Raw genomic sequence first — 22,028 nt, 5'->3', positions numbered from 1 at the left:
CCTCATATCTACGGAAGACGATTCACTCTGCACTATACGCCACGTGCCTGCCACTAAGTTGACAAGAATCAACCGAAATCCCGCGTTCGGCTGCTGGGCAACCGAGTGTATTTGGGAAGACCGAGCTATTTCTCCCTGGGCCGCTAAAAACGTCGCGCGTCGAAGCTCAGTCAGCTGGGTTCGTGAGAAGACCTCAACGTGTGGAGATCTTCGGTCAAACTGGCATCAGCTCACGCGCAGCTAAAACCGACCGGAGCGAAAAATGGCAACTGCCCACGCAAGGCCCATTACGGTTGCAATGACAAATCCCACAAGCCCGAGCAGAGGAATTCCCAGATAGTGAGGGCCACTATGAAACGTCATGACGATCGAGGAGCCGATGACGACACTCGCAATAATCAGGCTTAAACTCATCCGGTTGCTCGCGCGGTCGATATGCTCTTCCAACCCAGCCAACTGATCGTGTTCGATATGAAGGGTCGCCTTGCCGCTGCTCAGCACATCCACTGCGCGATTTAGCATATCGGGAAGACTTGTTGCCGCATGATGTAGCGAACGCAGGGTGCGAAAGCTTCGACCGAGTTCGACGAACGGACGATTGAACCCTTGCTGGATGCGGCGGCCAAGCAAATGCGGAGCGTAGTCGTGGAGGGATGCCAGGACGTTGAACTCCGGATCCAACGCCAGCGCTTGGGACTCGACCGCCATGAATGCCTTTGCCACTAGGAGGAATTGCCGGGGCAGGCGAATTTGATGACGCTGGCTGAGTTGCGTGAACTGGCGAACGATCTCACTGAACGAATACCCCTTTCCCGCTGCCTCATAATACTTCTTGAGCGCCTTTGCGACATCGTCAGTAAAGGCCCGGCGGTCAACCTCCTCGGCGGCGACACCCATCTCGAAATAGGCATCCACCATCCATGGAACTTCCTCCGAGCTGACAGCCAGGATAAGCTGGGCAAGCGCATCCTGGTCGTGCGCCGACAGCTCGCCCATGATGCCAAAGTCGTGGAAACAGAGCCGTCCGTCAGGAAGTATGAACACATTGCCGGGATGCGGATCGCCATGGAAAAACCCATGTTCGAAAATCTGCTTGAGGTAGCAACGCATCAGCTTTTCTGCAATACGTCGCCGACCTGAGGGAGTCGTTGGCATCTGTTGAGCAAGCTTGTGGCCTCGGCTTCGCTCCATCGTCAGGACTCGCTGGCTCGTCAGGTCCCAGTAGATGGGTGGCACAAAGACATCAGCATCATCCACGAAGTTCTCGCGCAGGTGATCGCCGCTGCGCGCCTCGACGTGATAGTCTAGCTCGTCGGTGATGCAGCGAGCGAATTCTTCAACCAGATCGGACGGCCCGAACCTGCGGCTTTCCGGCACATGCAGTTCCAGCCGCCGGGCGAGAAAGCGCATGATTCTAATATCAGTGTGAATGATGGGCGCGATACCAGGGCGCTGCACCTTGACTACGACGCTAGTCCCATTCTTGAGGCGGGCCGTATGAACCTGGCCGATCGATGCGGCGGCGAGCGGCGCTTCGTCGAACTCAGCAAATAGTTCCCCTATCGGCGTTGCGAGTTCCCGCTCGATGATGGCGCGCGCTTGAGCCCCGGGAAATACGGCGACGTTATCCTGAAGATGCTGCAACTCGTCGGTATAACTCTCCGGCAACAGGTCGCGTCGCAAACTGAGAAGCTGACCAAACTTAATAAAAGCCGGTCCCAGGGTTTCCAGCATCTGCCGGAGCCGCTTGGCGTCATGAGTATCGGCTTTCGACGCTTCGGTCGTTTGGTCGAACACGGTCCGTCCAACCCGCAACCGCTCCACGTAATGTGCCCAGCCCGTCGACGCTAGTTCGCGCAGGATTTGCAAGAGCCGCGGCAATTCGGTGGAAGCCGGGCTGCGCTCCGCTTCCTCAGCTTCACGTATTTGCATGGCGAAACTCCCAAGGTTAATTCTTCACTTTCGGTTCGAGTGCGAGCGTTCACGATTCAGGGTGCTGTTGTACCGGCCAAGTACATATGGGCTATGTCTCGCAGAGCACGGAACTTCATGGCCCCCATTCTTCGGCCGGCTGTTCCCAGAGAGCGTCCCCCGTTCGCCGCGCCCCTTGCCATGGACGACCGGCACCGGACAGTGAGTGGCTACGTAAACATTTGCTTTCGCAGTCGCAGAACGCTCCATGCGCCAAGGACCAGGCCGGTGCCCGCAAGTGCAGAAAGCTGAGGCCAAAGAACCTCTAGCCCTACGCCCTTCAACAGGATCCCCAGTGCAATCTCCATGTAATATCTCACCGGACTCAATAACGAGAGCGATTGAATGAAGATCGGTGAACTCTCGATCGGCGAGATCGTGCCGGACAGAAACAGCAGCGGAAAGAGAACAAAAAAGGCTAACAGGAGCGCCTGTTGAAGGTTGTCGGCCAAGGTACCGATAAAAAACCCAATAGACAGGAAGGCGACGAGCGCTATGGCGGAGGCCGCGACAAATAGTGCCAGGTTGCCGGCCAGTGGCACGCCGAACGCCCGTGCAATAAAGAGACTGGGCGCGAGGGCCAGCATGCCGATCACAAACGGTGGCGCAGCTTTGGCGAGGATAACTTCGTGGCTGCGAAGCGGTGTCACGACAAGCTGTTCGATGGTCCCCGATTCCTTCTCTCGCACCAGTCCGGCCGCTGCAGTAATCACGCCGACCATTAATCCTGCGGAGACGATCATCGACACTGCCATAAAATGGGCAAACTCTAATTGAGGGTTGTACCAGATTCTCACCTCTGCGTGGACGGAGGGGAGATCCACCATGATTCCATGCCGCTGCGCATGCTGTACTAGGACGTCGCGCGCGAAACTGCCAACGATTGTCGTGGCATAGCCGCGCGCGGCGTTGGCCGTATTAGAGTTGGTTCCGCCAAGGAGAACTTGCACTTCGGTCGCGCGTCCGGCATCGGCGTCCTGCGAAAAGCCCGGTGGAATGATCAAGGCGAGATCTGCCTGGCTTGCCTCGAGCAGATGATTAACGTCCGCCATGCGGGAGACTTGAATGAGTTTAGTAAAGTAATCGCTGGCGACGAACCGCTCGACCAGTGTCGTGCTCAGTTGGCTGCGGTCGCCATCGTAAAGAGCGAGCTTCAGATTGCGTACGTCGAAGGAAAGCGCACTGGTGCATATCACCAGATCCGCGGTGTAGGTGAAGACCACCAGGGCAACGAGAAGCCAGTCCCGCATGAACTGCCGGAACTCTTTGCGAATGGCGGCGAGCATGCAACGCATTAGGCCACCTTCTTTCGCAGCGTCAGGCTGGCCGCGATGATGAGCAGGACCGCGTAGAGTGCGAGTAACGCAACGTTTCCCCACAGATATTCGATTCCGACGCCTTTCAGGAAAAGATCACGGCTTATATCGTTGAAATACCGGGCGGGAAATATATACGTGTAGAGCTGCAGGACATACGGCATAGTGGTGATAGGGAATAGGAACCCCGAAAAGAGGAACGATGGCATCAAGGTACCGACGGCGGACAGAAGTACCGCGGCAACCTGCGTCTTGGCCATTGCCGAGATCGCAACACCAAGCCCCACGGTCACGAACACATAGAGCATCGAGACGCCAAGGAGCAAGCCAAGGCTGCCGCGCATTGGAATCTCGAACCAGGCTATGCCGACTAGCAATACCAGCAACATCTCACAGAACGCAATGACGGCGTAGGGAATGATCTTGCCAACGATAAACATTGTCGGACTCACCGGCGAGACATAGATTTGCTCAATCGTGCCACGTTCACGTTCGCGGACCACTGCGAGAGCGGTCAGCATCGGTGGAAACGCCATCAGCAGGACCGCAAACAACCCCGGGACGATGTAGTTGACCGTCTTCATCGGTGCGTTGTACCAAACGCGCGACTCGAGCCGAACGGGTGGTGGTGGTTTCAGTCCAAACCGGTCGAGGCGCTCCTCGGCCAGCCGTGTTGAGAAGCGATTGACAATCGCGGTAGCGTAATTGGAGACGATAAGTGCGGTGGGCGAGAAGGAGCCGTCAAGCAGAATTTGCACCGGCGCAGCCACACCGGCGGCAAGCCGACGCCCAAAATCCGGTGGGATAATAATGACTACGGTCGCGTTGCCCCTGTCGAGAGCGGCACCGGCCTCGCGCAGCGACCAGACGTTGCCGCGGCGCTCGAAATAGGTACCCTGTGTGAACGCTTCAACAAATCGCGCACTTTCCTGCGAGCGATCTTGATCGTAGACAACGGTTCGCACGTGCTCCACATCCATCGACAAGCCGTATCCAAACAGAAGCAGCATGATGAGGGGCAATACTAGGGCTACCGCGAGCGTGATCGGATCGCGGGCGATTTCGAGGGTCTCCTTTCTCAGCAAGGCTGCCAGCATCGTGCCCCCATTGCTCTAGCTTCCTGCGGTCATCAAGGCGACGAAGACATCCTCGAGTTCCGCGCCACCGTGACGCCTCCGCAGCGCATCGGGAGCGTCCGTTGCCAAAAGGTGCCCGCGGTCGATAAAGGCGACACGATCACAGTGCTCGGCCTCCCGAATGTAGTGCGTGGTTACCAGCACTGCGGTGCCGGCACGAGCGATTTCCGCGATCAACCGCCAAAATGCATCCCGCGAGACGGGGTCGACTCCAGATGTGGGTTCGTCTAAAAACAGCACATCTGGTCGATGAAGTACAGCGCAACCAAGGGCAAGCCGCTGCTTAATTGCGCCGGAAAGCGTCTTGACAAGTTTGCGCTCATGCCCGGCCAAGCCTGCAAGGTCCAATACCCAGTTCCGCCGCTCGGCGAGCACAGACGCCCCCAGGCCATAGACGGTGCCGAAAAATTCAATGTTCTCGTCCACTGTTAGGTCGGTATATAGCGAGAATCGCTGCGACATATATCCGACTCGCCCCTTGACCGCGCCCGGTCGCGTGGCCACGTCCATCCCGGCCACCTCCATGCTTCCCGTTGAAGCTGGTAAGATCCCAGTGAGCATCTTGATCGTCGTGCTCTTTCCCGACCCATTGGGACCGAGCAAGCCAAAGACCTCGCCCCGGGCAACGGTGAAGTTGATGTGGTCGACCGCGGTAAAAGCTCCGAACCGACGCGTCAATTCCACAACGCGGATTGCCTCACCAACTACTTCGCGCGGCGAGAAGACGGGAGTCCGTGGAATCGAGACGCTCGGCGAAAGCAGGTGCTTCACGCTCGCTTCAAAGTCTGTTCCGAAGTGCTCTGGTCTCTGACATGCAAGAAGCCGGCCGTCGGACAGTACTCCAACGCGATTGCAGCGTGCAGCCTCGTCCATATATGAAGTCGCGCAGATAATAGTCCTGCCATTGGCGTGAGCGTCGAATAGCATCGTCCATAGATCTCGCCGAGAGATGGGATCGACACCGAGTGTGGGTTCGTCAAGTACGAGGATGTCTGGCTCGTGCACAAGGGCACAGCAGACAGCGAGCTTTTTCTGCATGCCCCCGGAGAGCGATTTGGTCCGGCGATCGAGAAATTGCCCAAGGCCAGAGAAGTGAAGTAAGCGCTCGCGCCTTCGCGCAAATTCCGGGCCATGAACGCCTCTAATTTCGGCGAAGAATGCCAAATTCTCGACAACGGTCAGTTCACCGTACAAGGAGTAGGACTGTGGGACATAGCCCAGCTTCGCGTGGATGCTCGCTGCATGGCGTACGCTATCGAATCCAGCTACGGAAACGCGGCCCTTGCTTGGGTCCAAAATCGCGCAGATCATCTGCAGCAGCGTAGTCTTGCCGGCGCCATCAGCGCCGACTATGCCTAATAGTTCTCCTTTCTGGATTTCGAGCGACAAATCGTCGATGGCTGTCCGCTTTCCAAAGCGCCGGGACACGGACTGAATCGTCACAGCCGGAATCACTGGTGTCAGATCCGTTTTCACTTCGGTATTGGTCTCACCACGCCGCATTCTGATCTACCTTGATCTTGACATCCGCGAACATTCCCGGTTTGAGCAGCCCATCTGGATTCTCGATTGCGATCTTCACACCGAAGACCAGTTTTTCGCGTTCATCCTTCATATGTACGTCCTTCGGCGTGAACTCGGCTTGCTGCGCGACCTCAATGACCTTGCCGGGAAATGCCCGGTCCCGAAACGCATCGACAAAAATACGTGCTGGGTTTCCAAGGCGGATCCTCCCCACGTCGCGCTCGGGAACGTAGACCCGCACATACAAATCGGAGAGATTGACGAGCGTGGCGAGCGGGCGGCCCGCGGCAACCAGTTCCCCGGGTTCGACAAGCTTGGCCATGACGGTGGCGTCCACTGGTGCCAGGATCCGTGTGTCGGCTAGTAGGGCCTCCATCTCGGCAACACGCGCTCGTGCCGCTCCGGCCTGAAGTGATGCTGTCAAACGTGCTGCACTCACGCGGTCTCGCTCGGCCGCTATGCGCCGTACGTCCAATCGCTTAATGGCCACTTCTCCGGAGACCGCACGCCCTTTCTCGAGCGCTGCTTGCGCTTCATCACGGGCTTGACGCGCAGCGGTCAATCTGGCTTCCGAGGCACGATAGCGAGCCACCAGTTCGTCGAAGTAATTCTTGCTGATGAATCCCTGGGCAAGCAGTTTCTCAAAACGCTCGTAAGTCTTGCGATCCTGATTGACCTGCACTTCGGCCGCGACGACTTCCGCCTTCGCCCTGGAAAGCGCCTCTGATAGTCGATGGACCTCGTGCGTGGAGGCACTAGCGGTGACAGTCGCACTGGCCTTCGCTTGTTCCGACATGACATCGAATGTCTTAATCTGCGCGTCAAGTTCAGCAATTAGGGCATCGGCCCCCGCCGCTTGCGCCCGAGCTTGATCCAGGCGCGCCTCGAGATCGCGTGCGGCAATGGAGATGACAAGATCGCCGGTCTTTAAGATCTGGCCCTCTCGAATTGCGACGACGTCAGCGACCCCAGCGATCTTGGCGCTAACTGTTACCTCTGTGCCGCGGACCTGGCCATTTCCGTCTAGCAGGCCCTCTGTCTGTCTGGTGCGCTGGCCAAGGTATACGGCCACCCCTATCGCCAGCGCCACCACCCCTGTCACGGCAATGCCATATCGCAAAATTTTCTGCTTCACTGGGGACGCTCCGTTCTGGGCCCCGGCTTATTGCGGCGAGGCAGATATTCCGAATTCAATGTCAGATTCGCGCCTTGGAAGCTTTACGTAGATGCGGAAATGAGCCGTTCCACTAAGGAGCGTCGTGAAGATCTGCCCGTATGACGCTTCTCCATTAATGGTCATCGGAGTCAGGTACTTTGGCGGAGAGTCGACGATGCCTGTTTCGCTGAGTTGTGCACGCACGATCGCGTCGTCAATGCGAGAGCCATCGGCGCGAAATAGCGCCACGACCAGATGCTGAAGTCGGCCCCCTGATGGTACGGTTCCGTGCATCTCTTCAAGCGCATGCCTCTGCGCGACTATGGCTGCGGGCATTAGGCCCCAGTAAAGCACTACTCCATCCCGCTCCAAGCGCGATTGCGCTAGCAAGTGCGATGGCATCGCAAAAAGCGCCGCGACGAAGATGCATCCGAGATACCTCCGGCGATCGGATCGCATGGCAGTCCTCCTCCTGTTCCAGGTAATCCATGTGTCGTACATGCCATATGCTCCGCGCTCCGGCGGAGGACAACTAGGACAGCCGCCTTAAGCGGCCGTAAGTTCGTTTATCCTTGGAGAACTCCGCAACCGACATGACGAGTGGCGAACGTTTCTAGAATGTCGCGCGGATCTTCCGTCCGTTGCCAGCATCCTCGATATGAGGCGATGTTAACGTCACGCGAGTTGCGGCACCGTCTTCCTCTGAAGGAAGTTTAGAAATGGGGTTTCTTTCCAGGTTGACTTGCGTCAATCTCGATGGATCATTGGCGCCAGTGTTTCGGAGAATTGTCCATTCCGGACGCCCGTAAACCGCCCCGCCGAGATTCTTGCCGAGTGAGTGACCATCGGGATTAGCTGGTATACGCCGGTCATTGGGCGGACGCACGCTCCAACACGTTTCTGGCACTCGAAGAGACAGGGATACGGAATGTGCACGTCTCCAGGAATGTGGGGGATCGCGGGACTTGTCTCTTCCTGTAGAAGACAGGTTTGCCAGATTAGCCGGCCAGCTGGCTCGGAGCCCCAGCTCAGCAAATCAAGGTCGATACGACAAGGAAAGCGGCAGGCTGTTCGCGACGACACCCTTCGGGGAGGCCGAGCCCGACATTGAACTCAAAATGGAGTTGGAGATTGATTTTCGAAGGCAAGAGCGGTAATTTCGCGCTCTCGGAGGGCGTACTTTCCGTGCATTTTCTGGCGGTTTGTTCCTGAAAGTTCCTATCTATCAAGAACTTACATATACACGGATCGCGCGAGACTCATTGCGGCGAAAGGCCTTGCCACAGGCGGCTGGGAGCCCAGCTACCGCCAACCCGAGAGCGAAGAGCGTGAAGAGTGCGCTTCATGCTTCATAGCTCGGGCTGGGGGTCGGCCAGCGCCAAGGCGGATTCGGCAGGTATTGGTCGGCAATGGCAATCGGCCTGCATTTGATCATTACTCAGCGGTGATCTCCATTGCGGAGGGTGACCCGGACGTTCACGCCCTGCTGTGAGTTACACGGATGGCCCACGCGGCCGGCTAGATGGAACGCTGGAGCCGCGATCCAACGATGGATGGGCCTTGCAATCAGGCCATGGCGCGGCACTCCTGCGAGCATTGCTGGCAGGCGTTCGCGCAGTCCTGACAGTGTTTCGCCTCGTGCCTAGCGCATTCCGTACCGCAATCGTCGCAGACCCGGGCGCAGAGCTGGCAAATCTCCTTTGCGTACTGGCTTCCGCGAGACATGACAGCCGTAGCAAACGCACAAATCTGCGCACAATCCATATCGAGTTCAATGCATTTGCGCATTTCATCGACGTTCTGTTCTTGCAGGCAAGATACCGCGCAATGGTTGCAAGCGACAGCGCAGGCGTTACAGGCATCAATACAGGCCTGGAAGTTTTCATGTGACATGACGAAGCTCCTTCGGAATGGTTTGTTGGCGTATTGAGAAACGCCATTCCAATGGCAGCAATTCGCGCGCCAGATCCCCGGCATCGACCCGCGCAGATTTCACCTTACATTTTGATTACAAGACGATGACAAGAGACATTCCTATGTTGATTCGCTGCCCTTGTTTGGCACCTGTGAAAACGTGACCACATGCTCCATCACTTGGCCTGCAGCGGAAACCTCAGGATAAAGCGGGTCTTGCCTGCTGACGACTCGGCCGATATCTCCCCGCCGTGTGCGGCCATGATCGCCTGCGTGATAGACAGGCCAAGGCCCGCGCTCTCGGACTCCGCTCGGGTCCTCGACTTGTCGGCGCGAAAGAATCGGTCAAAGATGGACGGCAATAACTCCGGGCTGATCTCGACACCTTCGTTCTCCACGACGATGGTGACATTGCCGGGCAGCTCCCTAGTCTCGACCAGAATTCCCTTGCCTTCGGGCGTGTAGCGCAAAGCGTTCGACAGGAGGTTACTTAAGGCCCGCCGCACCATCAGCCGGTCGCCGACAATTCTCGCTTGGCCTTGAAGCCGCAGGCGCACGCCCTTGTCTTCCGCGAGTGCGTCGTAGAAATCGAACAGCGCGCGCACCTCATCGGTAACATTTATATTTTCCTCGTTCGGCAGCGTGATACCGTGCTCCATTTTTGCGAGAAATAGCATGTCGGAGACCATCCGGCTGAGACGCTGCAGTTCTTCCGCATTCGAGGCAAGCACGTCCCGATATTTGTCGGCGTCGCGGGGCTGAGACAGTACGACGTGCGTCTGGGTCATCAGGTTGGTGATTGGCGTGCGCAGCTCATGCGCAAGGTCCGACGAAAACTCAGAGAGTCGACGAAAAGCGTCCTGCAGGCGCTCGAGCATGGCGTTAAGGGTTACGGCCAAGTCCGCCATTTCTACCGGCACGGCATCCACCGGCATGCGCGCATCCAGTCGTTGGGCATTGACGCCGCTGGCGCGCGAGGCCATCATCCGCAATGGCGCCAGTCCACGTCGGGCTGCCCACCACCCGAATAGGCCGCTCGCGACGGCCGCCAGCGCGATGTAGAACGCAAGAGACCTCCGAAAGGCGTGCATAAAATGGGCATGAATCTCCGTGTTCATGCCAACCATGACGGTCAGCGCACCGCCACTTCCATCTCTGGCCAATGCACGCATCCCGCGGTACTCCTGGCCTTTCTGCTCCCAGATAAACGAGGTTTGGTCCGGCCGCAGCCGGGCGAGCCTCTCAAACGCCGGTCCGAAATCAAAGCCAGCAGTGGCATACACAGCTTGCCCGTGCGTGGTTCGGACATTGGCCACGAATCCTGGATGGTGCTCCACCATTTCCTTCAATCTGGGCGGCAGGCCTTCGACCGGTTGTTCGCCGGCGATCTTCTGGATCAGGCGGATGTTGTCGCCGAGGACCACATAGTCCTCGTTGGCAAAATGGTGGTCCATCGCCAGCCAGATCAATATCCCAAGACCCAGCAACACAACTGCGGACGACAGGGAAAACAAGATCGTCAAGCGCAGTGTTAGCGACAGACGCTGCTTCATTCCCCATCCTCCGGCATTTCCAGTACGTAACCCATGCCCCGGACGGTCTGAATCAGCTTCGGCTCGAAATCGTCATCGATCTTTGCCCGCAAACGGCGAATGGCGACATCAATGACATTGCTGTCACTGTCGAAATTCATGTCCCAAACCTGGGAGGCAATCAAGGACCGCGGCAAGACTTCGCCGTGGCGGCGGACCAGCAGCTCGAGCAAGGCAAATTCCTTGCTGGTAAGGGGAATTCGGCGACCGCCGCGCGAAGCTCGCCGCCGTGCCAGGTCGAGAACCAGGTCTCCAACCTGAATGCGATCCATTGCCAGTTGTGCGGTACCGCGGCGCAACAAGGTACGCACCCGGGCGAGCAACTCCGAGAAAGCAAACGGCTTGACCAAATAATCGTCGGCGCCCAACTCCAGGCCCTTGACCCGGTCAACCACACTGTCGCGGGCCGTCAGGAATAACACCGGCACAGCGTTGTCAGCGGCGCGGATGGTCTGCAGAATTCGCCATCCATCAACATCCGGCAACATCACGTCGAGCACGATCAGGTCATATGACTCGTTCATTGCCAAGTGCTGGCCGTCAATCCCATTGGCCGCCAGATCGACGACGAATCCCGCCTCACTCAATCCCTGCCGAAGGTACTCCCCGGTTTTCGATTCGTCCTCTATTACCAGCAGTTTCATTGCGCGCCTCCCCTACCTGCACCGCGAGCGAGCGTGTCGACCCTGCTCTTCCTGGGGCTAGTCTACCCAGACGCCGCGTAGGTGACCGGAACCTTACCGGAATGTAATGTTGGGGTCAGTTGGCGGTAGCCTCCCTCTCGCTACTCTCGACATGCCGCCTTATGACGCGGCTATCCAGCAAACGAGGACTATTTTCATGCGACGCGATCGACCGTCTGGCATTGTTCTGCCCAACCTTCCGCGCCGCCGTTTCGTGCAAGGCCTGGCGGCAGGCGGCGTGATGGCAGGATTGGCCGGCCTTGGCAGCAGCGCTTGGGCGCAGGCAGACGCCCCTCGGCGTGCCGGGTACGGCACTGCCCCAGTCCTGCGCGGGACGGAATTCGACCTGGTGATCGCCGAATCGGCGGTCAACTTCACCGGCAAGCCTGGTGTAGCAACCACCATCAACGGCATGCTGCCCGGCCCCACGCTGCGCTGGCGCGAAGGCGACACCGTGACCATTCGGGTCACGAATCGACTGCGCGAACCTACGTCGATCCACTGGCACGGCATCATCCTGCCGTTCCAGATGGATGGCGTGCCGGGCATCAGCTTCGCCGGCATCGCCCCCGGCCAGACCTTCACCTATCGCTTCAAGGTCAGCCAGACGGGCAGCTATTGGTATCACTCGCATTCCGGCTTCCAGGAGATGACCGGCGTATACGGCGGCATCGTGATTGACCCCGCTTCCGGCAAGGATCCGATCCTCGCCGATCGCGACTACACGGTATTGCTGTCTGACTGGACCGATGAGGATCCGATGCGGGTCCTCTCGAAACTGAAAGTCCAGAGCGACTATTACAACTACAACCAACCGACGGTCATCGACTTCTTCCGTGACGTCTCCAATGAGGGCATGAAAAGCGCGCTCGCCAAGCGGAAGATGTGGAACGAAATGCGCATGAATCCGACCGACATCGCGGACATCTCCGGTGCAACGCTGACCTATCTGACCAATGGCGTCACGCCCGCCGGCAACTGGACCGGCCTATTCAAGCCTGGTGAGAAAGTGCGGCTGCGCTTTATCAACGGGGCCGGCAACACGTTTTATGACGTGCGCATTCCGGGTCTGAAGCTGAAGGTGGTGCAGGTCGACGGACAGGATCTCGAGCCCATCACGGTTGATGAATTCCGGTTCGGTCCCGGCGAAACCTGCGACGTGGTGGTGGAGCCCCGGGACGATGCCTACACCATCTTCTCCCAAGCCATGGACAGGACGGGCTACGCCCGTGGCACGCTGGCCGTTCGCGAAGGCCTTAGCGCACCGGTCCCAGCGCTCGACAAGGCCGAGTGGCTGACCATGGCGGACATGATGGGAGATATGGGAGGCATGGACCATGGGGCCATGAACCATGCAGGCATGAGCCATGGGGCCATGGCGATACAAGGCATGGATCACGGTGGCATGAACATGCAAGGGATGGACCATGGCGGGATGAACCACGGGGGAGCGGCCATGTCCGGCATGGACCACGGGACAACGCCGATGGATCATAACCTGCAAGCCATGACCGGCGGGGGAGCGGATAACTCGCTCAAGGTTCCCAGCACCAAGGCGCGACATGCGAAAACCGAGTACGGCGCCAGCACGGATATGCGCGTGGACATGGCCCGCACCAACCTGGACGATCCCGGCATCGGCCTGCGCAACAACGGCCGAAAGGTCCTCACGCTGGCGGACCAGCACACTATCGGCGGCCCCCTGGATGCGCGTGGTCCCGGACGTGAGGTGGAACTGCACCTGACCGGCAATATGGAGCGCTTCACTTGGTCGTTCGACGGCGTTGAGTTCGGGAAATCGACACCGGTCTATTTCAAGCATGGCGAGCGATTGCGCGTCATCCTCCACAACGACACCATGATGACCCACCCGATGCATATGCACGGGATGTGGAGTGAGCTGGAGGCGCCGGACGGCAGGTTCCAGGCACGTCGGCACACGATTCCGGTACAGCCGGCACAGCGCATCAGTTTTCTAGTCACCGCGGACGCCTTGGGCCGCTGGGCGTGGCATTGCCACCTGATGATGCACATGGATGCGGGGATGTTCCGCGAAGTGTTGGTGGCCTGACCTCTAACTGAATACGCATACGCCATGTACAAGCACACAAGAACCGTCGTCGCCGCCGTGCTCGCTTCCGCGGGCATGAGCGTCGCATGGGCGCAGCACTCCCACACGCCAGACGGCCAGGCCGAGTCAACGTCCTCTGGTACAACGGAAAAGGCCAAGGCCGCCTCACAACCGAAGTCCCCGAGCCAAGCCGGCAGCATGCAAGGCATGGATCACGGTTCGATGCAGGGCATGGACCAAGGCTCGATGCAGACCATGGACCAGGGCTCGCTGCAAACCATGGATCAGAGTGCCATGCAGGGCATGGACCATGGGGACATGAAGATGCAAGGAGGTAGCGCGCCGCCGGATGCCCGCGATCCGCACGCCTATTCGGGCGGCTACCAACTTGGTGTTGGCGAATATGCCCTAGGACCGGCCCGATCGCTGCATATGGCGGACGAACATCTGTTTGCTTCCGTCCTGGTGGACCGACTGGAATGGGCCAAAGGCAACGACAGCAATGCCGCCGCCTACGAGGCGCAGGCCTGGTTCGGCAGCACCTACAACAAGTTCGTGATCAAGGCTGAAGGCGAGGTCGAGAAAGGCAAAGTCCACGAAGCCCGGACTGAACTGCTGTGGGGCCATGCAATTGCCACCTATTGGGATACGCAGCTAGGTATTCGGAACGACGCCGGCTACGGGCGTCCTGCCCGCAACTGGCTGGCCTTCGGTGTGCAAGGCCTGGCGCCGTACTGGTTCGAGGTGGACGCGACCGGCTACCTGGGTACCGAGGGTCGGACCGCCCTGCGCCTGTCGGCCGAGTATGAACTGCTGATTACGCAACGCCTGATCCTGCAGCCCAGGATCGAGGCCAATTTATATGGCAAGAACGACCCCGCCGTCGGTATCGGCAGCGGCCTGGCCAATGGCGCCGTAGGCGTGCGCCTGCGCTATGAGGTGAGCCGTCAGTTCGCACCGTATATCGGTGTCGAGCGTTACCAGACCTTTGGCAATACCGCCGACATGGTTCGTGCGTCCGGCGGACGTAGTGGCGAGACTCGCTTCGTGGCGGGTGTTCGCATGTGGTTTTAACAGCGTATTTAACCCGCATCTATCCGGAGTTCATCATGCAAGCGCCCCGTTCCCTCCTGCAAGCCACGCTGGCAATCGCCGCCGCCTTGGCCAGTTCCGTGGCTTTCGCACACCCGAAGCTGGTTTCGTCGACGCCGGCTGACAAGGCCGAGGTTTCTGCGCCGCAGAAGATCGAACTGAAGTTCTCAGAAGACCTGATGACCAAATTCTCCGGCGCCAACCTCGTCATGACCGGCATGCCGGGCATGGCCGACCATGCGCCGATGAAGGTCGCCGCCAAGGTTTCCGGCAGCGATGATCCGAAGACCATGGTCATCACCCCGGCTCAGCCGCTGGTGCCCGGCACCTATCGCGTGGACTGGCGCGCCGTGTCGTCCGATACCCATCCGATCAACGGGAATATCGCCTTCACGGTCAAGTAATCCGCATATGGACTGGGTAACCGTTTCGGTGCGCTTTGCACTCTATTTCGACCTGACGACGCTGTTCGGGCTCCCGCTGTTCGGACTCTACGCGCTTCGCCGCGAAGAATTGTCGTCGCGCATCGGCTCGCGCCATGTGACGGTCACTGCGGTGATCGCAGCGCTCGGCATCGTCCTGTCGCTTGCGAACATGGTGGTGATGGCCAAAGGCATGACCGGCGCATCCGAGTATTCAGAGCTGCAGAGCCACGTCTTCGAAATGATTCTGACGGGCACCGATTTCGGCGCCGCCTGGACGGTGCGGCTGGTTGCCCTGCTCCTCTGCTCGCTGCTTGCGTTGTTTGCCCACCGGTGGCCGCGCTTCCAGTTCGGCGCTCTCGCCGCCACCGCCGGCATTGCCCTGTCGACGCTCGCGTGGGCCGGGCATGGCGCCATGGGTGACGGCGTGCGGCGGTATCTCCACCTCGCCTCCGATATCGCCCATTTGATGGCCGCAGGTGCCTGGGTCGGCGCGCTTGTCGCGTTCGTGATACTGTCAAGGCCGTCGTCACCGGCAACGGCCGCCTTGCTCAGCCGTACGTCCAACGGATTTGCGCAGGTTGGCACGATCATGGTCGCAACATTGACGGTCACGGGCGCGATGAACTACTGGGTGATCGTCGGCCCGACGCTGCCAGACGATCTCTCTCTCACATCGTATGGCGGCCTGCTGATTGTCAAGATCACGCTGTTTGGCGCCATGCTGGCACTGGCTGCAGCGAACCGCTTTAGGCTCGCCCCGCAACTCGAACAGGCAGTAAAGACGGGCGATCACGATGGGGCCGTACGTACGTTGCGCCGCAGCCTGATGTTCGAGACCAGCGCCGCAACGCTAATTTTGGCGCTGGTGGCATCGCTCGGCGTCCTTTCGCCGGCTGGGATGTAATCGGCCAGTATCTCGCAACGGTATCCCCTCGCAACCGGCCACCACAGCAACTTGCCAAGGAGGCCCGCATGAATCCGACCAAGCAACTATTGCTGGCTATGGCCATCGTGCCATTGGTGGCGCTCGCAGCGGGAAACATGGGGGACCATCGGGACGGCCGCGGTCAGGCCGCCAGCCAGAACGCTGGCAAGCCCGGGGACCGACCAGGGTGACCCGCACCGTCAAGCTGGCCATGCATGACACGATGCGTTTCACGCCGGACAAGATCTCGGTCAAGGCCGGTGATACCGTGCGCTTCGTTGTCCGGAATACCGGTAAGGTGGAACACGAGATGGTCATCGGGACCAGCAGCGAATTGAGGGAGCATGCGCAACATGCCAATGACCTGGCATGCCGAGGCCAACCAGGTATCGCTCGCGCCGGGTCAGCAAGGCGTGCTGATCTGGAAGTTCGATCGGCCGGGAACCGTTGATTTCGCCTGCCTGCTGCCCGGGCATTACGAAGCAGGCATGGTGGGCAAGGTAACGGTCAAATAACACCGAAATTCTCACCGGATCCGGGGCGGCGCCCTACTTGCGCGCCGCGTACTGTTCCGTGACCTCCCGCTGAGCGGCTGCGATTTTCTGTGGCCAGGTGCTCTTGATATACGCCAGCACGGCGATGATGTCTTCATCGGACAGCGACGGTCCGAATGCTGGCATGTCGCTCACATAGCCAGCCGGTGCGGTAACGCCCGCGACCAGGCCATGCTTGGTAATTGCAAACAGCACGGCATCAGGGTGATGCCATGTGTGGCCGGAAGCGTCATGCGGAGGCGCCCGCATTCGGCCGCTTGGCAGCCGCTGGCGCCAGTCGGGCTGCCCCTCCAGGTTGGCGCCATGGCACGCCCCACACTGCTGCGCGTAGATCGTCCGACCCAGCGCAACCCGTACCGAATCGGCGGCATCGATGCGAAGCTGCCGCGAATCGCCCGCTTTCCCGGCATCTACGGGCGCCTCGAGATACCGCTTAGTCTGCAGTGCAACGGCGGTGGCAGCCGCCGCGCCGAGCACAATCAGCCCGGCGATCCGCCAGCGTGGCTTGTTCGAACCTTCCATGTTGGCGACCCTGTTGGCCGATCCTCGCCGACCTTAGTTCATTGAGAACGGCTTGCCGCCAAAATCAACCGTCACAAGCTTACCGTCCATCTTGCCCATGCCGGGGGAGTTTGCTGGCATGCCAGGCACTGCCACGCCTTTCACGGCAGGGCTCGCGGCGAGTTTCCTGACCGCTGCCGCGGGCACGTGCCCCTCCACGATCTGGCCGGTACCTTCCAACACCGCGGTATGGCATGAGCTCAATTGTGCCGGAACTCCCGGCTTCGCCTTGATGGCGGAGACATCGCTCGAATTGACGACCTTGGTGCGGATGCCGGCCTCGCTCAGATGCTGGACCCAGGCCTCGCAGCAGCCGCAATTTGGATCCTTGTACACCACCATAGACGGTGAGGCCGCATGCCCCGTGACGCCGATGGCCAGCAATGCCGCAGTGAAAAGAAGCTTCGTCACTTAAGTCTGACTCCCGAGAAATGAATAGGGTCGCCCCGGACTGCCGGCACAAGCCTCAGGTGGCAGCCTTCCTGAGCCGCAACGCATTGGTAATGACCGAGGCGGAACTCAGGCTCATCGCCAACGCCGCAATCATCGGCGACAACAACAAGCCTGTCATTGGATACAGAACGCCCGCGGCCAGCGGAACGCCCAAGGGGTTATAAATGAACGCAAAACCGAGGTTCTGCTTCATGTTTCGAATGGTCGCTCGCGAGAGTTGTCGGGCACGGGCAATCTCGCGCAAATCCCCTTTGACCAGCGTGACCTGAGCGCTGTTCATCGCGACATCAGTGCCCGTGCCCATGGCAATACCGACATCCGCCTTCGCCAGCGCCGGCGCATCATTGACGCCGTCGCCCGCCATGGCCACCACCGCGCCTGCTTGTTGCAGCGAACTAACCAACTCAAGCTTGTCCGCCGGCGTCACCTCGCCGTGGAACTCGTCAACACCGAGTGTGCCGGCCACGGCCCTGGCCGTTGCGATGCCGTCGCCGGTCGCCATCACGACACGGATTCTTTCTTCCCTGAGACGCGCCAGCGCCTCCGGCGTCGTTGCCTTGACCGGGGCCGAGACGGCGAGCAGGCCGGCAAGCTTGCTTTCGATAGCGAGGTACATGACGCTGGCGCCTTGCGCACGCAGCTCATCGGCCTGCGCCACGAGCGGATCGATGGGAACTCCTTCGGCTTCCATGAGCGCAGTGTTTCCAATCGCGACCTTCCTGCCTCCCAGCTTGCCTCTTCCCCCGATCCCGGAGCCCGACTCGAACCCCTCCGGCTTTTCCAACTGCAGGCCGCGATCCCGGGCTGCTTCAACAATCGCGGCCGCCAGAGGATGTTCGCCGCCCTGATCCAGGCTGGCGGCTAACCGCAGTACGTCCTCCTCGGCATAACCATTTGTGCCGATCGCGCGCTCAAAAACCGGCCGACCCTCGGTGAGAGTCCCGGTCTTGTCGACAATCAGGGTATCGACCTTGCGCAGGTTTTCGATCGCAGCGGCGTCGCGGGATAGCACGCCATTGGAGGCGCCCTTGCCACTTGCGACCATGATGGACATTGGCGTGGCCAGACCGAGCGCGCAAGGACATGCGATGATCAACACCGCGACGGCATTGATCAGACCGAATACCCAGCTCGGCTCGGGACCGAAAAGCCCCCAGGCGACAAAAATCAGCATCGCAATGCCGATGACTCCCAGAACGAAGACACCGGCAACCTGGTCCGCCATTCGCTGCATCGGCGCCTTCGATCGCTGCGCTTGCGCCACCATCTGGACCATCTGGGACAGCACGGTCTGCGAGCCGACCTTTTCGGATTGGATGACGAGGCTGCCCGAGGTGTTCATCGTGGCACCGATGACGCGGTCGCCGGCGCGCTTGGTGGTCGGAATAGGCTCACCAGTGATCATCAATTCGTCGACCGCGCTCATGCCTTCCGTTACTACACCATCGACCGGCACCTTCTCGCCGGGCCGCACGCGTAGCACGTCGCTTACGTGGACATGGGTGAGTGGCACGTCGTCCTCGACACCGTCAGGACCGATGCGCCTTGCCGTCTTGGGTGCCAGTCCCAGCAGCGACTTGATAGCGGCGGAAGTTTGGGATCGGGCCTTGAGCTCAAGCAACTGACCCAGCAGCGTGAGGGAGATGATCACCGCCGCGGCCTCGAAGTACACGGCGACACGGCCATGCTCGGCGAACGCCTGCGGAAATACGCCTGGCGTGACGGTCGCAATGACGCTGTAGACATAGGCTGCGCCAGTACCGATTCCGATCAGCGTCCACATGTTCGGGCTGCGGATGATGATCGACTGGTAGCATCGCACGAAGAACGGCCAGCCCGCCCACAGCACGACGGGCGTCGCCAGTGCAAGCTCGACCCAGCTCTGAGTCGGCACCTGCATCCATCCAAGGCGATGCCCGAACATGGCCAGCACGAATACGACTCCAGTAAGCGGAAGCGTCCACCAGAAGCGGCGACGGAAATCCACCAACTCGGGGTTCTCGCCTTCATCCAACTGCGGCAACAATGGTTCCAGCGCCATGCCGCACTTCGGGCAGTTGCCCGGATGATCCTGGCGGATCTCTGGATGCATGGGACAGGTATAGATGGTGCCCTCGGGGGCTGGCGGCGCCGCTGGGGGCTCAGACGGGATGGTGTACTTGCCTGGATCGGCCTCGAATTTCTGCTGGCAAGACGCGCTGCAGAAAAAAATACCGAGCGCCGGCATGCTCGGCCTGAAATTTGGAATCGGCCGAGACGGTCATGCCACAGACCGGATCTTCAAGGGCCTGCGCTGCCCCGGTGCCAGTGTCCGCCTGTTCACGAACATGGTCATGGTGATGCGCATGCTCATGTAGCTGGCCATGTTCGGACTGGCCCTGAGCCGTGGCATGTGCACCGGCACCATGGCGGCCGGACTCCGTTGCATCGCGTTCTTTACTTGGCCTACTCATCCTGGCTCCCTTAGTTTTTTGGGCCTCGCATCTACTAAGTCCTCCGACTTGGCTGAAACTGCGGCCTTGGCGTGGCTCCAGTGGCCCTGCTGGACGATATGCATCAGCGGACACAGCAACACTAGCGCAAAGGGTAGCCAGGAGGCAACGTGGCTCAAGTGCAGAACCGGACGCTGATGCTTAGCGTATGCAGTTCTGCATGACAGACGCTTTACACGAGGATGACGCCGACCCGATAGGCAAGCTTTCATGTCACGCCTGAGACGCCAGCTTAGACATTCCCATCGTTGTAAGGTCAAGCGCAAGGAGGTGCACCGGTGCTGGGACTAGTCTCAAGAGGCTAATCGCGGTGGGTCCGGTATGGGCTACCCGCTATTGAGAACGCGTGTATTGAAGGGCGAAGTGCTGAGCACGCGACTGCCACAAGCCGAGTTGTGTCCTTGTACTTCGTATCAAGAAAAGACGACACAGCCCCCAAACAATCGGGTCCCGTGGGCCGCTCTTTTTCGCGGCCCACATTCGGATGCCTGTAGGACATCCGTACCGGGACGGCTGCGCCTGCAGGGCGATGCGTGGATCAGACGCCGTCCGTAAAGTTGTCGCGTGTTCCAACGGCGTGGCTGCCGTCACTGAACGGATCGCGCGTACCCATCGCGTGGCTGCCGTCACTGAACGGATCGCGCGTACCCATCGCGTGGCTGCCGTCACTGAACGGATCGCGTGTACCCATTGCATGGGCGCCATCGGTGAAGGAATCGCGCGGCGAGGCCACGCCAGCATTAGCCATGCCGGCCACGCCGCCGAGCGTTGCAATAGCCAGTGCGACAAGAGTCTTCTTCTTCAACGTACGCATTTTGCTTCTCCTTTTTTCGATTGGCTCCATGAGCCTGCCCCCACAGTGTAGAAGGCGGTACCTCACCGAGGCCTTACACCGACATGACAAAGCGGTCTTCTCTCGGGTGATCTAATGGATAGGTCAGATCCGGTCCAATAGGTTCGGAGGTCAGCCGCCGGTAAAGAGATGACTACGTTCGATATAGACGCGTACACCGTGGGCGTTCGGCATGCTAGGCAAGAGGACACCCAGGTCTACGGTCGCTCCGCGAATCGATTCGGCAAACTTCCACGTCGCCTCCTGCCCCCCGCTGCGGAAGGTCACGGTGTCGCCGGATGCAACATTGATGTACTTCATGCCAGGGGTCAGTGCCACGGTGCGGAAGGCCGTGCCGGCAGGTACCTGGCTGCCGAAGATGGCGGCCTGCGAACCGACACGCGTTGCGCTTACCTGCCCTGGTAATGGATCTGCAGCGGGCTCTCCGCCCTGGCGCTGAACATGCTGCGCCACGTCATCGCCGGCGTTGGTTTTCAATTTGTCGGTACTCCATGCCGGGGAGATGGACAACGCCGAAAGAGCCAGTACGACGGCCAAGGTCTTGTTGGTTTTCATGGTGCACTCTCCATTGAAGTATTCGAGGCGTTCCCTCTTGAATCCATGGTATGAGGTCGTCGCTCACCGGGGCGTTACGGTGCCATTACATCCCGGTAAGCTGTCGCGCGCGTTGGCAGGCGCTTCGATGTCATCCATGGCGCAGCGCGCCAAGCCTGCCTATCGAATTTTGGCCGACGAACAGTCGACATCGCTTGACCTTACCCCTGTAGGAAGGTCCATAGTGGCCTAGATGGACCGCAACGTGCGTCGAACAGGAAACCGCGACCAGGAAGCGGGTCGCTCTCGCGCGGAGGTGACGTCATGACTGTCGCTAAACAGACCTTGTGCGACGATGTCCTTGCCGTGTTCAAGCGGGCGTGCGAGCAAGAACAATATGTCGTCGCCGATCTACTCCTCGGTGCCCTCGAGGCCATGGCTGGTCAAGACCAAGACAGCCGGCTACTGGACGAGGCATATCTTGTGGTGGCGCGCTGCTGCGCGCCACCAAGCCGCTGCGCTGCCCCGGCTCCGCAGATAAGCGCCTCCTATACTGAAGGCATGCAAGGCCAGATGGCACCTACATCAGGTCGTACGTCTGGCACGAGGGTGTGAGCATATGAAGCAACTCTGGCGAGTCATCCTGCTGGTGACGCTCGCGGTGGCGTTCCCGTTGCGCACCCTTGCCATGAGTGCGGAGCGCTGCTGCCCGTTGGGCGCGGCGACTGTTCAAGCGTACGCTGCTCAGACCGACGGTGAGACGGCTGGCACTGGGG

At 59.8% G+C, this 22,028-nt stretch carries 21 protein-coding genes and 1 pseudogene; 7 read left to right on the top strand and 15 right to left on the bottom strand.

What is annotated here, in order from left to right; genetic code table 11:
• Window positions 1-240: 240 nt before the first annotated feature.
• From E1J61_RS28945 to E1J61_RS28905, 9 genes are all read right to left on the bottom strand, one after another.
• Window positions 241-1,932 carry an AarF/ABC1/UbiB kinase family protein gene (locus E1J61_RS28945; RefSeq protein WP_133097355.1) on the bottom strand — a complete coding sequence of 564 codons (1,692 nt, stop codon included), beginning with the start codon at window positions 1,930-1,932 and terminating at the stop codon, window positions 241-243.
• Window positions 1,933-2,141: 209 nt separating this feature from the next.
• Entirely contained in the window at window positions 2,142-3,257 is a 1,116-nt protein-coding gene (locus E1J61_RS28940) for an ABC transporter permease (protein ID WP_165971568.1), read from the bottom strand.
• Between the two features lie 8 nt (window positions 3,258-3,265).
• Window positions 3,266-4,384: an ABC transporter permease gene (locus E1J61_RS28935; RefSeq protein ID WP_133097353.1), complete on the bottom strand. Its 1,119-nt coding sequence runs from the start codon at window positions 4,382-4,384 to the stop codon at window positions 3,266-3,268.
• A 15-nt stretch (window positions 4,385-4,399) separates the two neighbouring features.
• Window positions 4,400-5,899, bottom strand: a complete 1,500-nt coding sequence (locus tag E1J61_RS28930; RefSeq protein ID WP_207951274.1) for an ATP-binding cassette domain-containing protein — start codon at window positions 5,897-5,899, stop codon at window positions 4,400-4,402.
• Between the two features lie 13 nt (window positions 5,900-5,912).
• Window positions 5,913-7,082, bottom strand: a complete 1,170-nt coding sequence (locus E1J61_RS28925; protein WP_133097351.1) for an HlyD family secretion protein — start codon at window positions 7,080-7,082, stop codon at window positions 5,913-5,915.
• A gap of 27 nt (window positions 7,083-7,109) precedes the next feature.
• Window positions 7,110-7,562 (bottom strand): hypothetical protein, encoded by a 453-nt coding sequence (locus E1J61_RS28920; RefSeq protein WP_133097350.1) that lies wholly within the window; start codon window positions 7,560-7,562, stop codon window positions 7,110-7,112.
• Between the two features lie 1,107 nt (window positions 7,563-8,669).
• Entirely contained in the window at window positions 8,670-8,996 is a 327-nt protein-coding gene (locus tag E1J61_RS28915; RefSeq protein ID WP_133097349.1) for a four-helix bundle copper-binding protein, read from the bottom strand.
• A gap of 197 nt (window positions 8,997-9,193) precedes the next feature.
• The gene (locus E1J61_RS28910) at window positions 9,194-10,570 is read right to left on the bottom strand and encodes a heavy metal sensor histidine kinase (protein ID WP_133097348.1); all 1,377 of its coding nucleotides are present in this window, start codon (window positions 10,568-10,570) and stop codon (window positions 9,194-9,196) included.
• Window positions 10,567-11,253 (bottom strand): heavy metal response regulator transcription factor, encoded by a 687-nt coding sequence (locus E1J61_RS28905; RefSeq protein WP_133097347.1) that lies wholly within the window; start codon window positions 11,251-11,253, stop codon window positions 10,567-10,569. The genes E1J61_RS28910 and E1J61_RS28905 overlap by 4 nt, the downstream gene beginning before the upstream one ends.
• A 196-nt stretch (window positions 11,254-11,449) precedes the next feature.
• On the opposite strand from E1J61_RS28905, the gene E1J61_RS28900 reads away from it, so the two are divergent.
• The 6 genes from E1J61_RS28900 to E1J61_RS38955 all read left to right on the top strand — a co-directional run bounded on the left by E1J61_RS28900 (window position 11,450) and on the right by E1J61_RS38955 (window position 16,320).
• On the top strand, window positions 11,450-13,363 hold the full coding sequence (locus E1J61_RS28900) for a copper resistance system multicopper oxidase (protein WP_133097346.1): 1,914 nt from the start codon (window positions 11,450-11,452) through the stop codon (window positions 13,361-13,363).
• A 24-nt stretch (window positions 13,364-13,387) separates the two neighbouring features.
• Window positions 13,388-14,437 carry a copper resistance protein B gene (locus E1J61_RS28895; protein ID WP_133097345.1) on the top strand — a complete coding sequence of 350 codons (1,050 nt, stop codon included), beginning with the start codon at window positions 13,388-13,390 and terminating at the stop codon, window positions 14,435-14,437.
• A 35-nt stretch (window positions 14,438-14,472) separates the two neighbouring features.
• Window positions 14,473-14,859: a copper homeostasis periplasmic binding protein CopC gene (copC, locus tag E1J61_RS28890; protein ID WP_133097344.1), complete on the top strand. Its 387-nt coding sequence runs from the start codon at window positions 14,473-14,475 to the stop codon at window positions 14,857-14,859.
• 7 nt (window positions 14,860-14,866) lie between these two features.
• Complete coding sequence (copD, locus tag E1J61_RS28885) at window positions 14,867-15,784, top strand: copper homeostasis membrane protein CopD (RefSeq protein ID WP_133097343.1); 918 nt, start codon at window positions 14,867-14,869, stop codon at window positions 15,782-15,784.
• A gap of 68 nt (window positions 15,785-15,852) precedes the next feature.
• Window positions 15,853-15,996: a hypothetical protein gene (locus tag E1J61_RS38960; protein ID WP_371704833.1), complete on the top strand. Its 144-nt coding sequence runs from the start codon at window positions 15,853-15,855 to the stop codon at window positions 15,994-15,996.
• 153 nt (window positions 15,997-16,149) lie between these two features.
• Window positions 16,150-16,320 (top strand): plastocyanin/azurin family copper-binding protein, encoded by a 171-nt coding sequence (locus E1J61_RS38955; RefSeq protein WP_371704832.1) that lies wholly within the window; start codon window positions 16,150-16,152, stop codon window positions 16,318-16,320.
• Window positions 16,321-16,353: 33 nt separating this feature from the next.
• On the opposite strand, the gene E1J61_RS28875 is transcribed toward E1J61_RS38955, so the two are convergent.
• The 3 genes and pseudogenes from E1J61_RS28875 to E1J61_RS28865 all read right to left on the bottom strand — a co-directional run bounded on the left by E1J61_RS28875 (window position 16,354) and on the right by E1J61_RS28865 (window position 19,637).
• Window positions 16,354-16,881: a cytochrome c gene (locus E1J61_RS28875; RefSeq protein WP_133097342.1), complete on the bottom strand. Its 528-nt coding sequence runs from the start codon at window positions 16,879-16,881 to the stop codon at window positions 16,354-16,356.
• 33 nt (window positions 16,882-16,914) lie between these two features.
• A complete protein-coding gene (locus tag E1J61_RS28870; protein ID WP_243737034.1) occupies window positions 16,915-17,331 on the bottom strand; it encodes a DUF411 domain-containing protein in 417 nt (138 codons plus the stop codon).
• Window positions 17,332-17,386: 55 nt separating this feature from the next.
• Window positions 17,387-19,637 (bottom strand): annotated as a pseudogene (locus tag E1J61_RS28865) (heavy metal translocating P-type ATPase).
• On the opposite strand from E1J61_RS28865, the gene E1J61_RS38695 reads away from it, so the two are divergent.
• Complete coding sequence (locus E1J61_RS38695; RefSeq protein ID WP_256376145.1) at window positions 19,599-19,730, top strand: hypothetical protein; 132 nt, start codon at window positions 19,599-19,601, stop codon at window positions 19,728-19,730. The pseudogene E1J61_RS28865 and the gene E1J61_RS38695 sit on opposite strands and share 39 nt — an antisense overlap.
• A gap of 92 nt (window positions 19,731-19,822) precedes the next feature.
• Here the strand turns inward: E1J61_RS38695 and E1J61_RS38950 are convergent, their stop codons facing one another.
• The 3 genes from E1J61_RS38950 to E1J61_RS28850 form a co-directional block, all read right to left on the bottom strand.
• Window positions 19,823-20,077 carry a DUF2933 domain-containing protein gene (locus E1J61_RS38950; protein WP_133097341.1) on the bottom strand — a complete coding sequence of 85 codons (255 nt, stop codon included), beginning with the start codon at window positions 20,075-20,077 and terminating at the stop codon, window positions 19,823-19,825.
• A gap of 326 nt (window positions 20,078-20,403) precedes the next feature.
• The gene (locus E1J61_RS28855) at window positions 20,404-20,679 is read right to left on the bottom strand and encodes a hypothetical protein (RefSeq protein WP_133097340.1); all 276 of its coding nucleotides are present in this window, start codon (window positions 20,677-20,679) and stop codon (window positions 20,404-20,406) included.
• A gap of 150 nt (window positions 20,680-20,829) precedes the next feature.
• A complete protein-coding gene (locus tag E1J61_RS28850; protein WP_133097339.1) occupies window positions 20,830-21,273 on the bottom strand; it encodes a CzcE family metal-binding protein in 444 nt (147 codons plus the stop codon).
• Window positions 21,274-22,028: the final 755 nt, after the last annotated feature.

The sequence above is a fragment of the Cupriavidus sp. L7L genome (assembly GCF_004353535.1).
In the GTDB taxonomy this organism is placed as follows: Bacteria; Pseudomonadota; Gammaproteobacteria; order Burkholderiales; family Burkholderiaceae; genus Cupriavidus; species Cupriavidus oxalaticus_A.
The sequence above is the reverse complement of the archived record's forward strand: the minus strand, read 5'-3'. Positions and strand labels throughout refer to the sequence as shown.